The following is a 14,255-nucleotide window of genomic DNA, read 5'->3' on the forward strand; positions in this document are numbered from 1 at the left end:
CATTGGACCCGTGCCAACACGCCTCTCACACCTCTTTGTCCGTACCCTCCGCGAAGACCCCGTCGATGCGGAGGTAGCGAGCCACCGCCTGCTGGTTCGCGCCGGCTACATCCGCCGTCAGGCGCCGGGTGTCTTCGCGTGGCTGCCGCTTGGCCTCCGGGTGAAGCGCAAGATCGAGGCCATCATCCGCGAGGAGATGGACGCTGCCGGTGCGCAGGAAGTTCACTTCCCCGGGCTGCTGCCCCGTGAGCCCTATGAGCAGACCGGTCGCTGGGAGAAATACGGCGACGGCATCTTCCGGCTGCAGGATCGCAAGGGCGCCGATTACCTTCTGGCCCCCACGCACGAAGAGGTCTTCACCCTGATGGTGAAGGACCTGTACTCCTCGTACAAGGACCTGCCCCTATCGATCTACCAGATCCAGGACAAGTACCGCGATGAGGCCCGTTCCCGCGGTGGTCTGCTGCGCGGCCGCGAATTCACCATGAAGGACGCGTACTCCTTCGACTACACCGATGCCGGGCTCGACGTCAGCTACCAGGCGCAGCGCGACGCGTACGAGCGGATCTTCACCCGCCTCGGCCTCGACTACGTCATCGTTGCCGCCGACAGCGGCCTTATGGGTGGCGCCCGCAGTGAGGAATTCCTGCACCCGACCCTGGTTGGAGAGGACACCTTCGTTCGTTCCGCCGGCGGGTACGCCGCAAACGTCGAGGCGTTCGTGACACGTGCCCCCGAAGCACGCTCCATCGAGGGCCTCACTCCCGCTGAGGTGCTCGACACCCCCGACACGCCGACCATCGCGACCCTCGTCGCGGTCGCGAACGAGAAGCACCCGCGACCCGACGGGCGCGCGTGGACCGCCGCGGATACCCTCAAGAACATCGTGCTGACGGTGAAGAACGTCGATGGGAACCGTGAGCTGGTGGTCATCGGCCTTCCCGGAGACCGCGACGTCGACATGAAGCGCGCCGAGGTAGTTTTCCAGCCGGCCGAGGTCGAAGCTGCAACCCCGGAAGACTTCGCCGCACACGCGAAGCTTGAGGGACGCGCGGCGCTGGTCAAGGGATACATCGGTCCATGGGGAGTGGATGGCCCGGTCCTCGGTGAAACCTCGAGCACTGGCATCCGCTACCTGCTGGATCCCCGCGTGGTCGACGGATCCGGCTGGATCACGGGCGCCAACGTGCACGGTCAGCATGTCTTCGGTCTCGTTGCGGGACGCGACTTCACCGCCGATGGGATTGCCGACGTCGCCGAGGTTCTCGAGGGCGACCCCGCTCCCGATGGATCCGGCCCTGTCGAGCTCGCGCGCGGTATGGAAATCGGCCACGTGTTCCAGCTTGGACGTTTCTTCGCGGATGCCCTCGGGCTCAAGGTTCTCGATGAAAACGGCAAGCTCGTGACCGTCACCATGGGCTCGTACGGCATTGGTGTCACGCGCGTCCTCGCCGTGATCGCCGAGAGCAACAACGACGGTAAGGGCCTGATCTGGCCCAAGAACGTTGCGCCGTTTGACGTGCACATCGTCGCCGCGGGCAAGGACGCAGTCGTGTACGAGGTCGCCGAGGCGCTCTCCGCGACGCTCGAGGACAGTGGCCTTGACGTGCTCTTTGACGACCGACCCAAGGTGTCCCCGGGGGTGAAGTTCGGCGACGCTGAGCTCCTCGGCGTTCCGGTCATCGTCATCGTGGGTCGCAGCGCAGCAGACGGCACCGTAGAGCTGTGGGACCGACGCACGGGGGAGCGCACCCCGCTTCCCGTCGCGGAGGTCGCCGCGGCCATCGCAGCGCTCTAAGAACGACCGTCGCGGTCGGGCTCGTGCCCGGCCGCGTCATGTGCGACCGACAAGGTTCGGGTACCGTAGACGAAGGACATCTGTTGGCACGAGCCAGCGGAGTCACAAGAATTTGAATAGTGGAGGCCCTCAGTGGACATCGACCTGAGCGTGCTGCGTCTCTTGGAGCGCGAGCGAGAGATTCCTTTCGAGGAACTCGTTTTGATCATCGAACAGGCCATTCACACTGCCTACCTCAAGCACGCGGGTGAAGACGACCTGGCTCCCGGGGATGCCCCGTTGACGAAGTCGCGCGTTGAGCTTGACCGCAAGTCGGGTCACGTCACCGTCTTTGTTGAGGAGCGTGATGAGGACGGCAACGTCATCGGTGAAGCGGAAGACAGCCCGAGCGACTTCGGTCGTATCGCGGCCTTCGCGGCGAAGCAGGTCATCAACCAGCGACTGCGCGACATCGCCGACGAGCACGTTCTCGGCGAGTTCCGCGGACGCGAGGGTGACATTGTTGCCGGCATCATCCAGCAGGGCCCCAACCCCCGGATGATCCATGTCGACCTTGGCTCGATCGAGGCGATTCTTCCTCCCGAGGAGCAGGTCCCGAGCGAGGACTACACCCACGGCAAGCGCATCCGCGTGTACGTCACCGCGGTGACCAAGGGACTCAAGGGACCGCAGATCACCGTCAGCCGCACGCACCCGTCCCTCGTGCGCAAGCTGTTCGCACTCGAGGTTCCGGAAATCGCCAGCGGAATCGTGGAGATCACCTCTCTCGCCCGTGAAGCCGGTCACCGCACCAAGATCGCTGTTCGTGCCACGCAGCCTGGGGTCAACGCCAAGGGCGCATGCATTGGCGAACTCGGCCAGCGTGTCCGTGCGGTGACGGCAGAGCTCAACAACGAGAAGATCGACATCGTCGACTACTCGGAGGACCTCTCGACGTTCGTAGCGAACGCGCTCTCGCCCGCCAAGGTGACCAGTGCGTTCGTCATTGACGAGTCACTCAAGGCAGTCCGCGCACTCGTGCCGGACTACCAGCTTTCCCTCGCCATCGGCAAGGAAGGCCAGAACGCGCGGCTCGCGGCGAAGCTCACGGGCGCTCGGATTGACATCCAGCCCGACTCGATCCTCGAGAGCTGAACCACGGAAGTTGCGCAGGGGGTATCATGGAACCCGTAAGAACCTGCTTGGGCTGCCGTTCGCGCGCCGATAAATCCACTTTGCTGAGGGTCGTCGCACACGAAGGCGAAGTGATACCGGATTCGTCCGCGACACTTCCTGGCCGAGGCGCGTGGGTCCATCCCACGCCCGAGTGCGTCGAGAAAGCCGTCGCTCGCAAGGCCTTTGGCCGTGCGCTGCGCGTCACAACGGCGCTTTCCACCGAGCAGGTCCGCGCAACAGTCGGAATCTCGTCCGAGGTTCCCCAAAGAACAGGCTGATTGACCTATGGACAACTAATGAGCGGCTCGAAATGAGACCCGTCCGTAATTAGGTGTCTGCCCCTGTCCGGGTGCAGACCCAGACAGGAGAAAAGTGGCTGCCAAACCACGCGTACACGAAGTCGCCGCCGAACTCGGCGTCGATAGCAAGGTTGCCCTCGCGAAGCTCAAGGAAATGGGCGAATTCGTCAAGGGACCTTCCTCCAGCATCGAACCACCGGTCGCGCGCAAGCTGAAAGCTGCGCTCGAAGCCGATGGAATCAAGGCGCCTGCCGCCGTTCCGGCCGCGCCGGTTCGCGCCCAGGCTCCCCGCCCCGGTGGACCGCGCCCCGCGCCGGCTCCCGCCCCCGCCCCTGCCCCTGCTGCTCCGGTAGCCGAGGTTCCGGTCGAGGTCGTCCCGCCCACCCCGGCACCCCTCACGGTTGCGGAACGCCAGGCTCAGGCCGAGGCCGCCGCAGCTAACCCCGCACCGAAGGCCCCCGAAGCAGCAACCGGTTCGTCCGATGTTGCAGCTCCGCGTCCGTCGGGCATTCCGCGTCCGGGAGCTCCTCGTCCGGGTAACAACCCGTTCGCGAGCAACCAGGGCATGCAGCGTCCGGGAGCGGCGCGTCCGGGTAACAACCCGTTCGCGAGCAACCAGGGCATGCAGCGTCCCGGCGCTCCCGCAACCGGCGGCGCCATCCCGCGTCCCGGTGCTCCCCGTCCCTCCGCTCCCCGTCCCGGTGGTCCCGGCCAGGGTGCCCGTCCGGGCGGCTTCGGCCAGCGTCCCGGCGGTCCCGGCGGAGCCCCGTTCCAGCAGCGTCCCGGCGGAGCCGGCCGACCTGCAGGCGGCGGTTTCCAGCGTCCCGGCGGCACCCCCGGTGCAGCACCCGCGTTCGGCGCTCCGCGTCCGGCCGGTGGCGGCGCAGGCGGCCGTGGCCGTGGTCCCGGCGGTGGTACCGCTGGTGCCTTCGGTCGTGGTGGCGGCAAGAGCAAGGCCCGCAAGTCAAAGCGTACGAAGAGGGCAGAATTCGAGCTCAGGGAAGCTCCGTCGCTTGGCGGCGTGAGCGTTCCCCGTGGCGACGGTTCGACCATCGTCCGCATGCGTCGTGGAGCTTCCATCACGGACTTCGCTGACAAGATCGACACGAGCCCCGGCAACCTGGTCACCGTCCTGTTCCACCTGGGACAGATGGCGACCGCGACGGAGTCTCTCGACGAGGCCACTTTCGAGATCCTCGGCGACGAGCTGGGCTTTAAGATTCAGATGGTGTCGCCCGAGGACGAGGACCGCGAGCTGCTCAGCGGCTTCGGCATGGACCTTGACCAGGAGCTTGAGGACGAAGAAGAGAGCGATCTCGAGATTCGTCCCCCGGTTGTCACGGTCATGGGTCACGTTGACCACGGTAAGACCAAGCTGCTCGACTCGATCCGTCACGCCAACGTTGTTGCCGGCGAAGCGGGTGGAATCACCCAGCACATCGGTGCTTACCAGGTCTGGACCGAGCACGAGGGCATCGAACGTGCCATCACCTTCATTGACACCCCGGGTCACGAGGCGTTCACCGCCATGCGTGCACGTGGTGCACAGGTCACTGACCTCGCAATCCTCGTGGTCGCGGCCGATGACGGAATCATGCCGCAGACGGTTGAGGCGCTCAACCACGCCCAGGCCGCTGGCATCCCGATCGTCGTTGCGGTGAACAAGGTGGACAAGGTCGGCGCTAACCCGGCCAAGGTTCGCCAGCAGCTCACCGAATTCGGCCTCGTCGCGGAAGAGTACGGCGGAGACACGATGTTCGTTGACGTTTCGGCGCTCAACAACCTCGGCATCGACAAGCTGCTCGACGCTGTGCTCCTTACTGCTGACGCGGGTCTCGACCTTCGCGCCAACCCGAACAAGGACGCACGTGGAGTCGCCATTGAAGCTCGCCTCGACAAGGGACGCGGTGCTGTTGCTACCGTGCTCATCCAGTCGGGAACGCTTCGCGTCGGTGACTCGATCGTCGCCGGTACCGCGTACGGCAAGGTTCGCGCCATGTTCGATGAGGACGGCGTTGCAGTGGCCGAGGCCGCTCCGGCTCGTCCGGTGCAGGTGCAGGGTCTGTCGACGGTGCCTCGCGCCGGTGACACCTTCCTTGTTATTGAGGATGACCGCACCGCTCGTCAGATCGCTGAGAAGCGCGAAGCCGTTGAGCGTAACGCTCAGCTGGCCCGTGCCCGCAAGCGCATCAGCCTCGAGGACTTCACCCGTGCACTCGAAGAGGGCAAGGTCGACTCGCTCAACCTCATCATCAAGGGTGACGTTTCCGGTGCTGTTGAAGCGCTCGAGGAATCGCTGCTCAAGATCGATGTGGACGACTCGGTCGCCCTGCGCATCATCCACCGCGGTGTTGGTGCTGTCACCGAGAGCGACGTCAACCTCGCAACGGTCGACAACGCGATCATCATCGGATTCAACGTTCGTCCCGACACGAAGGCGCGCGAGCGTGCTGCACGTGAAGGCGTCGACGTTCGCTTCTACTCGGTCATCTACGCCGCACTCGAGGACATTGAGAACTCCCTCAAGGGAATGCTCAAGCCCGAGTACGAGGAGGTGCAGTCCGGTGTCGCAGAAATCCGCGAGGTCTTCCGTTCCTCCAAGTTCGGAAACGTCGCCGGTGTCATCGTTCGCTCGGGTACCATCACCCGCAACGCCAAGGCGCGGGTCATCCGCGACGGCGTCGTGGTGGGGGACAACCTGGCCATCGAGTCGCTGCGTCGCTTCAAGGATGACGTCACCGAGGTTCGTACGGACTTCGAGGCTGGTATCGGCCTCGGCAAGTTCAACGACATCCAGATCGGTGACGAGATCGAGACGATCGAAATGAAGGAAAAGCCGCGCGTCTAACCGCGTGGTCGTCGGGGTCCCGTTCTCCTCAGGGAGAGCGGGACCCCCGACCCCGGGTCTCCGCAGGGAAACCCGGGACCCCTCCCGCGGCTTAGCGCGGGAGACGTGAAACAGAAGACCATCACAGGTCACTGCCCCGCGAGCGCACTGCGTTTCGGGGCCCACACACGCAAGGAGTAGTCCATGGCTGATCCGGCTCGCGCCGCCAAGATGGCGGATCGCATCAAGGTCATCATCGCCAAGCGTCTGGAGAAGGGGATCAAGGATCCCCGGCTCGGGTTCGTCACCATCACCGACGTTCGCGTCACCGGTGACCTGCAGCACGCCTCCGTCTTCTTCACCGTGTACGGCACCGACGAAGAGCGGGCCGATTCGGCCGCGGCTCTCCGGTCGGCCACGGGAATGCTGCGCAGCGAGGTGGGCAAGAACATCACCGCCCGCCTCACCCCGTCGCTCGAATTCATTCCCGATGGAATCCCGGAAAACGCGGCTCTCATCGACTCCCTTCTCGTCGAGGCGCGCAACCGCGACACCGAGGTCTCCGGCCTCGCCGCGAACGCCCAGTACGCCGGGGACGAAGACCCCTACGTCAAGCCGCGCGACATCGCTGCGGAAGAAGAGGCCGCAGGCTTCGATGATGACGACGATGACGATGATGAGACCGACTTCGAGGACGACGGCGACGAAGGAGACGAGTTCACCTTCGAGTCCAACCCCGAGGCCGAGAACCCCGAAAAGGCTTAACGCTTAGACGTCTCTGGAACACTGGCGGTCCGGCCGCATCACTGGCCGGGCAGCTCGAAGGTTCTGTCTGACGTTTCCACGACGAGCCCGTCCGCGACCAGCCCGGTCAGCGAGCGGGCTCGTTGCGCGTCATCCGCCCATACCGACTCGATCTCGAGCATCGTGACGGGGATGTCGCTGCCGCGCAGCTCCGCCATGATCAGCCCACGCACCTGCCGGTCGGAGCCCTCGAACTTTTTCTGTTGCGGCGCGCGCTTTCCCTCGAATTCCGGATACCCCTCGGCCCGCCAGCGGCACATGTCCGCGATGGGGCACACGTCGCACCGGGGAGCCCGTGCCGTGCAGACGATTGCTCCGAGTTCCATGATTCCGGCGTTCGCCAGCGCGGCGGCGGGGACGTCCTCGGGCAGCTGTTCTTCCATCGACGCAAGATCGCGTTTGGTCGACGGAACACCTGCCTCGCCGAGGCCGTTCACTGCCCGGGCCAGCACCCGCCGTACGTTGATGTCGACAACGGGGTGGCGGTGCCCATACGCGAAGACCGCAACGGCGCGGGCGGTGTAGTCGCCAATACCCGGCAGGGCCAACAGGTCGTCGACGCTCTCCGGCACGACGCCCCCGTGGCGCTCTGTAATGGCCACTGCGGCCGCGTGGAGGTTGAGCGCCCTCCGCGGGTAGCCGAGTCGGTCCCAGGCCCGCACGGCGTCACCGGGAGACGCGGCGGCGAGATCTGCCGGGGTCGGCCACCGTTGAAGCCACTCGTCGAGGCGCGGAATGACCCGCGCAACCGGGGTCTGTTGCAACATGAACTCGCTCACCAGGGTGCCCCAGGCGGTGAAACCGGGCCTGCGCCACGGCAGATCCCGCCCCGTTGCCGCAAACCAGTCGATGACGGCCGGCGCGATTCTCATGACACAAGATTAGGCTGGTGGGTATGACGAAATGGGCACCGGCTCGGGACGACACGATCGGCGCACTCGCCGACGAGATTCTTCACAACTATGCGCACGGCCGGGTGGTGATCGCCATTGACGGCCCCGACGGCGCGGGCAAATCGCGTTTCGCCGACGACCTCGCCCGCGTGATGGGTGAGCGCGGGGCCGCCGCATTCCGCGCCTCCATCGACGACTTCCATCACCCGTACGCGGAGGCGACCCGGGCCGGCGAGTTCGATCCGGCGGGCTGGTACGAGAACGCGTATGACTACGACCTGCTCAAGACCGCTCTGATCAGTCCCTTCCGCAGCGGTGGGAGCTTCGTCACCGCAGCGTTCGATTCCGCCGAAGACATCCCGCGCACGCTCGCGGCCCTCACGGCGCCGGACGACGCGATCCTGATCGTCGACGGGGTCTTCCTCAATCGCGAGGAGCTGCGTGGCCTGTGGAACTACTCCGTCTACCTCGATGTGGACGCGGATGTCGCGCTTGCCCGCTATTCCGAGCGTGACGGCACCTCACCCGACGCCGACGCTCCGCTCAACCAGCGCTACCTCGGTGCGCAGGCGCTCTACGTGGCCGAAGCGCGCCCCCGCACCACGGCGACTGCCATCATCAACAACGCGGATTACGAGCACCCGCGTCGCAACTTCGCCGACAGCTGCTGAGCAGCTCTACGGGCGGAAGCGTCGAACTACCTCGTCCGGCGTGATGAATTGCCCGGTGCGCTCGACCTCGTGGACGAGGTCAACGAGCGCGGCGTTGACGGTCGCCTTCTCGCCGATCTGCCCGGCAGCACGCACGACGGCCCCGTTGAGGTAGTCGATCTCCGTGAGCTGGCCCCGGCGGATGCTCTGCAGCGTTGAGCCCGGGTTGGGGATGTCACCCATGCGTGCACTCAGCCGTTTGGGCAACTCCTGCGCGATCAGCGTCGGCGCCGCGGCGAACACCCGCAGGATCGTGTGACTGAGACCCTGCAGCTCCTCGAAGTGCACATCCGAGGCCAGAGCGATGCGCACGGTCTCACGCATGCTCCCCGTCATCAGGTGGCGCAGCCCGTCGTGGGCGATGACCTCCTGGGCGCTCAGGCCGGTGATGGCCGGAAGGGCGTTGATCTGGTTGACCACGAGTTTCGTCCACTGGGCACCGCGGAAGTTCTCGACAGCGCTGACGTCCATCACCGCTCCGAGCAGGCGGGTGGCGACACCGAGCGCGTGGTCACCGAGTCCGCCGCCGAGGAACGTGCGGCCAGGGCCGGTGACGGAAACCTCCCCGGGTGACAGGTACGAGGCGGCGAACAGCGCGAGACCGCCGAGAATATCCGCGGCGGGGGCTTCGTGCCGCGCAGTGTCGATCGCGTCGAGACCGTTCTGCACGATCACCAGCGGGATCGCCCCGAGCTGGTTCGCATTCGAGCGCAGCGCCCCCGGGGCATCCTGAGCCTTCGTTGTCACGATGACAAGCTCGGGTCGTTCACTCAGCGTCTCGTTGGCCGCGACGCGCGCCGTGTACTCTCCCCAGATGCCCGACAGGTGTAGGCCGGTCGACCGGATCGCCGCAAGATGATCCCCCCGCGCGGTGACCTCGACGTTGTGGCCGGCCCGGGCAAGCAGCGCGGCCATCGTTCCGCCCACGGCACCCGCACCGATCACTCCCACCCGCATACGCCAAATCCTATGCGGACGGATGACTGGTAGCGTGCCTGACGTGACTAGTGGAAGTACGGTCTCCGCAAGCCGCAGCGGGATCCTGTTTGTTGATAAGCCCATGGGCCTGACCAGCCACGGCGTTGTGTCCCGCGTGCGCAAGCTCGCCGACACCCGCAAGGTCGGGCACGCCGGCACCCTCGACCCGATGGCGACCGGCTTGCTGACGCTCGGCATCAACAGTTCGACGCGTCTGCTGACCTTCCTGGTCGGTCTCGACAAGGAATACCTGGCAACGATTCGCCTCGGTTCCATGACGGACACGGATGACGCGGAGGGCGAGTCCGTCTCGCTCGCCGATCCAGCAGTCCTCCTCGGCATCACCGATGAGGCAATCCGTGCCGGCGTCCTCCCGCTCACGGGCGAGATCTCCCAGGTACCGAGCACCGTGAGCGCCATCCGCGTCGATGGCCGCCACGCCTATTCCCTCGCCCGTGCGGGGGAGACGGTCGTGCTCAAGCCCCGCGAGGTCACGGTGTCCGCCTTCGAGGTGCTCGCCATCCGCCACACGGACGAGTCGCCCACACCGTTCATTGACGTGGACGTCCGCGTCGAGTGCTCCAGCGGAACCTACATTCGCGCCCTTGCCCGCGATCTCGGTGCGTCCCTCGGTGCCGGTGGTCATCTCACGGCGCTTCGCCGGTCCCGGGTCGGACCATTTTCCCTGACGGATGCCACGCCGCTCGAGAACCTCGACCCCGATCGTGATCTCATTCCCGCCGGCGCTGTCGCGGCGCGGCTGTTCCCCGTTCTCGAGCTCGATGCCGACAGCGCCACCGACCTCTCCCATGGCAAGCGCCTGAGCGGCCTGGACCTGTCGGGCGGCCCCATCGCCGCCATCGCTCCGGGAGGACAGCTCGTCGGGCTCGTCGAGGTCACGGACGGGATCGCCAAGCCGATCATCAACTTTCCCCCGGGCGAGGTGAACGCGTGATCGAGTGGTTCACCACCGTGCAGATCGTCGTTGCGATCGTCGCCGGGCTGCTCTGCCTCGTGCTGGGCCTCGCCGGACGCACTCCCGCCGACCTGACGATGGGATCCCTCGTTCTCGTCGAGGTTCTGCTGGTGGTTCAGCTCGTGATCGCCATCATCGCGCCGTTCGCGGGTAACCCGCCGACCGGTGATCTGGTGGAGTACTACATCTACCTGATCTCGGCGCTGCTGATCCCTCCGGCGGCCATCGTCTGGGGTCTTGTCGACCGCAGTCGCTGGAGCACCGTCGTTCTGGGAGTCGCCGCGTTGGCGATCGCGGTCATGGTCTATCGCATGCAGGAAATCTGGCTCCACCAAGTGGCCTAATCTTGGAGGTGATGTCATCTCCAACTCCGGCCACCCCGACGCCCGCCCCGCGCGAGTCGGCAGCAGGCCCATCAGCAGGCACCCCGTCGCGACGCTCGCTCGGAGTCGGGCGCGTCCTCATCGCGGTGTATGCCGTGCTGGCTCTCGGTGCCACCGCCCGGTCGGTGTACCAGATCATCACCGAGTTCGATAAGGCGCCGCTGGCGTTCTCGCTCTCGGCCGTCTCCGGAGTCGTCTACATCCTCGCGACGGTCGCCCTCCTGCGCAGCGGTCGCACCTGGTACCGCATCGCCTGGATCACGATCTCGTTCGAGCTGCTCGGCGTCCTCGTGGTCGGCACCCTCAGCGTTGTGTCACCCGACCTGTTCCGGGCCGCGAGCGTTTGGTCGCTCTACGGCAGCGGATATGGCTACATTCCCCTTGTGCTGCCCATCCTGGGCATGATCTGGCTGTACCGCCGTCGCTCCAGCCCCGACCTCCAACCGGCGAAGGTGTAGCAATGCAGGTCTATAAGGCGCTCGACCAGGTTCCCGCCGATTTCGGTCCGACGGCCGTCACCATTGGCAAGTTCGACGGAGTCCACACCGGCCACCGTCGTGTCATCGGCGAGCTGCGCGAACTCGCGGGAGTGCACGGCCTCACCAGCGCCGTCGTCACCTTCGACCGCAATCCGCTAAGCATCATCAAGCCCGAGGTCAGCCCCGAACCACTGGTCAGCGTCAAGCAGAAGCTCGAACTGATCGAACAGCTGGGCGTCGACACGGCGCTCGTGCTCGAGTTCGACGAGAAGTTCAGCGAGATCTCCCCGGAACAGTTCGTCCGCACGATCCTCGTCGATGCCCTGCATGCCTCGGTCGTCCTCGTCGGATCCGATTTCCGCTTCGGCGCCAAGGGCAACGGCGACGTCGACGTCTTGCGCGAGCTCGGTACGCGATACGGGTTCACCGTGCATATCGTCGCGGACGTGATTGCCGAGGGCCGTCGCGCGTCATCCACCTGGATTCGTGAACTTCTCGCCGTCGGCAAGGTCAGCGAGGCGGCCGAGCTGCTCGGCTACCTGCCCACCGTGCGTGCGGTCGTCGTGCACGGCGCCCAGCGCGGCCGTGAGCTCGGATTCCCGACCGCCAACCTCGCGCAGGATGTCGAGGGATTCGTGCCGGAGGACGGCGTGTACGCCGCCTGGGCGACCATCGGCGAGGACCGCTTCGCCGCGGCGGTGTCCGTCGGCAAGAATCCGACGTTCGAGGGCGTGCTCCAGACCCAGGTCGAGGCGCATCTTCTCGACCAGGACCTCGACCTCTACGGGCGAGTCATCGAAGTTGCTTTCGTCGAATGGGTGCGGGGAATGGTCAAGTTCGAGGGAATCGAGCCGCTCATCGTGCAGATGAACGACGACCTCACGCGCGTGCGCACGGTACTCGGCGGACCGCCGCGCCTGTAAGGGGAGCCCGCGACTCAGTCGCCAAGATTCTCCGGCATGCCTGCGCGTGACCAGAGGAAGAGGATGATCCCGGCCGCGGCAGCCTGCCAGCTCTGGCCGGCACCCACCGACCATTCGCCATCGACTGCCTCCAGCTTTCTCCTCCGCAGCACCGCCCGCACCTCGGTGGGGGCGCTCAGGCTCCGGGCAAGCGCCACGGCGCCGGCGGCGATCGGATCCACGACGACGCCGAGGCCAACCGTGTGCGCGATGTCATAGCCGTCGACGACGCCCACCGACAGGTCCTCGACGCGGGTGCGATGGGCAGACATGTCGATGGTGGCCGACAGCGCGCGCAGCGCGGCGGCGAGCTCTGGGCGGGAACCCATGCCCGCCCTCATGCTTGCCTCGCGGGTCACTGCCGCCACCGACGTTCGTGTCGACAGGGCAGCGCGCACCAGTGGCCTCCTGCGCTCCGCGGCGGACGTCGTCAGGCGCCAGAGTGTGTGGCCGATGGCATCGCGAACGCGGTACCCGTCACGGCCCGTGGGGGACTCCAGCGCCGCGTCATCCATTCGGTCCACGAGCGCGGCGATCGACATCAGCGTGTCCGCGAGCGGCTGCGACCAGTCACTCGTGACGTGCGACTCATCGCCGGGCTTTCGCTGGCTGAGTGGCAGGTACTTGCCTAGATCGGTCATGTGCCAACTCTAGGCTCGTGGGGCTTCCGCCGAGGAGGGGTGCCCGTCCAGCACTCTAGAATTACACGGTGTCAGAATCCCGCCCTCTTCCCCTGTGGGCGGGGCGTTCGCTCGCTCTCGCCGGCATCCTCCTGATCGCCCTGAACCTGCGTACCGCCGTCGCCGCGATCTCACCCATCACCGGGGACATCTCGGTCGACATTCCGCTCTCGAGCGTCGCCATCGGCGGCCTCGGTGCACTGCCGCCCATCGCCTTCGCCCTGTCCGGAATCTTCGCCCCGATGGTTGCCCGCCGTCTCGGGCTCGACGCGAGCCTCGCCCTCGCCAGCGCCGCCATGGTCGTCGGTGCGCTCGTGCGCGCGTTCTCGCCCAACTACTTCGTGCTCCTCGTCGGAAGCATCATCGTCCTCGGCGGCATGGGCTTCGGAAACATCTTGCTTCCGCCCGCGGTCAAGCGGTACTTCCCTGATCGCATCGGCCTCATCACCACCGCATACGTCACGCTGCTGTCCATCAGCACCGCCGTGCCGTCGCTGCTGGCTGCCCCCGTCGCCGACAGCGCTGGCTGGCGCGTCTCCCTCGGAATGTGGTCGATCCTCGCGCTCACCGCGCTCTACCCCTGGGCGGCGCTCTGGATGCGGCAGCGCACCGCGCGCACCAATGCGGTGGACCCAGCGGTGGAAGTGGATGTCCCCGAGCCGACGCTCCTGCGGGAACTGGTGCGCTCCCGCGTCGCCTGGGCACTTGCCCTCGCGTTCGCGACTTCGACGATCAACGCCTACGCGACCTTCGCCTGGCTGCCGACGATCCTTGTGGACATCGCGGGCGTCGACAAGATTCAGGCGGGCAACCTGCTCGCGGTGTACGCCATCGTCGGGCTCCCGACAGCACTCATCGTTCCCGTGCTCGCTGCCAGGCTGAAGAACGTTGGCGTGCTGATCTTCGTCGGCATCGCCTGCTTCATCGCCGCGTATCTCGGGTTCCTGTTCGCGCCGACGTTCTCACCGCTGCTCTGGGTGATCCTCGCCGGCTTCGGTCCGATGATCTTCCCGGTGTGCCTCGTGCTCATCAACCTGCGTACGCGCAGCCACCACACCTCGATCGCGCTCAGCGGATTCGCTCAGACCTTCGGCTACGGGCTCGCCTCGTTCGGCCCGCTGATCATCGGTCTGCTGCACACCAACACGGGAGGGTGGACGACACCGCTCACCGTCCTGCTCGTCATGTCGGTGCTGGGCATCGTCGGGGGAGTCATGCTCGGCCGGCACCGCTTCGTCGAAGACGACATCGCCGAGCTGCGCGCCTGACGACGAGCCGCGCGCCTGACGCCGAGCTACGTGCGTGACCTCC

14 protein-coding genes are annotated in these 14,255 nt (G+C 66.2%); 11 read left to right on the forward strand and 3 right to left on the reverse strand.

The window, feature by feature from the left end:
• Nucleotides 1-10 precede the first annotated feature (10 nt).
• From HB677_RS02405 to rbfA, 5 genes are all read left to right on the forward strand, one after another.
• Entirely contained in the window at nt 11-1,798 is a 1,788-nt protein-coding gene (locus HB677_RS02405) for a proline--tRNA ligase (protein ID WP_213814037.1), read from the forward strand.
• A 132-nt stretch (nt 1,799-1,930) separates the two neighbouring features.
• Entirely contained in the window at nt 1,931-2,932 is a 1,002-nt protein-coding gene (gene nusA, locus HB677_RS02410) for a transcription termination factor NusA (protein WP_213814038.1), read from the forward strand.
• Nucleotides 2,933-2,958: 26 nt separating this feature from the next.
• Nucleotides 2,959-3,231: a YlxR family protein gene (locus HB677_RS02415; protein WP_213814039.1), complete on the forward strand. Its 273-nt coding sequence runs from the start codon at nt 2,959-2,961 to the stop codon at nt 3,229-3,231.
• 94 nt (nt 3,232-3,325) lie between these two features.
• Nucleotides 3,326-6,100, forward strand: a complete 2,775-nt coding sequence (infB, locus tag HB677_RS02420; RefSeq protein WP_213814040.1) for a translation initiation factor IF-2 — start codon at nt 3,326-3,328, stop codon at nt 6,098-6,100.
• Nucleotides 6,101-6,283: 183 nt separating this feature from the next.
• Nucleotides 6,284-6,844, forward strand: a complete 561-nt coding sequence (rbfA, locus tag HB677_RS02425) for a 30S ribosome-binding factor RbfA (RefSeq protein WP_213814041.1) — start codon at nt 6,284-6,286, stop codon at nt 6,842-6,844.
• Between the two features lie 38 nt (nt 6,845-6,882).
• On the opposite strand, the gene HB677_RS02430 is transcribed toward rbfA, so the two are convergent.
• Complete coding sequence (locus tag HB677_RS02430) at nt 6,883-7,755, reverse strand: A/G-specific adenine glycosylase (protein WP_213814042.1); 873 nt, start codon at nt 7,753-7,755, stop codon at nt 6,883-6,885.
• Nucleotides 7,756-7,778: 23 nt separating this feature from the next.
• Here HB677_RS02430 and HB677_RS02435 point away from each other — a divergent pair, with 23 nt between their 5' ends.
• Nucleotides 7,779-8,447, forward strand: coding sequence for a uridine kinase (locus HB677_RS02435; protein WP_213814043.1), 669 nt, complete (start codon nt 7,779-7,781; stop codon nt 8,445-8,447).
• Nucleotides 8,448-8,453: 6 nt separating this feature from the next.
• On the opposite strand, the gene HB677_RS02440 is transcribed toward HB677_RS02435, so the two are convergent.
• Nucleotides 8,454-9,443 carry a ketopantoate reductase family protein gene (locus HB677_RS02440; RefSeq protein ID WP_213814044.1) on the reverse strand — a complete coding sequence of 330 codons (990 nt, stop codon included), beginning with the start codon at nt 9,441-9,443 and terminating at the stop codon, nt 8,454-8,456.
• A 43-nt stretch (nt 9,444-9,486) separates the two neighbouring features.
• On the opposite strand from HB677_RS02440, the gene truB reads away from it, so the two are divergent.
• Genes truB through HB677_RS02460 form a run of 4 tightly spaced genes read left to right on the forward strand, consistent with a single transcriptional unit; the run spans nt 9,487 to nt 12,225 of the window.
• Complete coding sequence (gene truB, locus HB677_RS02445; RefSeq protein ID WP_307852446.1) at nt 9,487-10,419, forward strand: tRNA pseudouridine(55) synthase TruB; 933 nt, start codon at nt 9,487-9,489, stop codon at nt 10,417-10,419.
• Nucleotides 10,416-10,784 carry a hypothetical protein gene (locus HB677_RS02450; protein WP_213814046.1) on the forward strand — a complete coding sequence of 123 codons (369 nt, stop codon included), beginning with the start codon at nt 10,416-10,418 and terminating at the stop codon, nt 10,782-10,784. The genes truB and HB677_RS02450 overlap by 4 nt, the downstream gene beginning before the upstream one ends.
• Nucleotides 10,785-10,795: 11 nt before the next feature.
• Complete coding sequence (locus tag HB677_RS02455; protein WP_213814047.1) at nt 10,796-11,281, forward strand: hypothetical protein; 486 nt, start codon at nt 10,796-10,798, stop codon at nt 11,279-11,281.
• Nucleotides 11,282-11,283: 2 nt separating this feature from the next.
• Nucleotides 11,284-12,225 carry a bifunctional riboflavin kinase/FAD synthetase gene (locus tag HB677_RS02460; protein ID WP_213814048.1) on the forward strand — a complete coding sequence of 314 codons (942 nt, stop codon included), beginning with the start codon at nt 11,284-11,286 and terminating at the stop codon, nt 12,223-12,225.
• A 14-nt stretch (nt 12,226-12,239) separates the two neighbouring features.
• Here HB677_RS02460 and HB677_RS02465 read toward each other — a convergent pair whose 3' ends face one another.
• Nucleotides 12,240-12,905, reverse strand: a complete 666-nt coding sequence (locus tag HB677_RS02465) for a hypothetical protein (protein WP_213814049.1) — start codon at nt 12,903-12,905, stop codon at nt 12,240-12,242.
• Nucleotides 12,906-12,973: 68 nt separating this feature from the next.
• On the opposite strand from HB677_RS02465, the gene HB677_RS02470 reads away from it, so the two are divergent.
• Entirely contained in the window at nt 12,974-14,212 is a 1,239-nt protein-coding gene (locus HB677_RS02470; protein ID WP_307852447.1) for an MFS transporter, read from the forward strand.
• Nucleotides 14,213-14,255 lie beyond the last annotated feature (43 nt).

The organism is Glaciihabitans sp. dw_435, assembly GCF_018449675.1.
GTDB lineage: Bacteria > Actinomycetota > Actinomycetes > Actinomycetales > Microbacteriaceae > Glaciihabitans.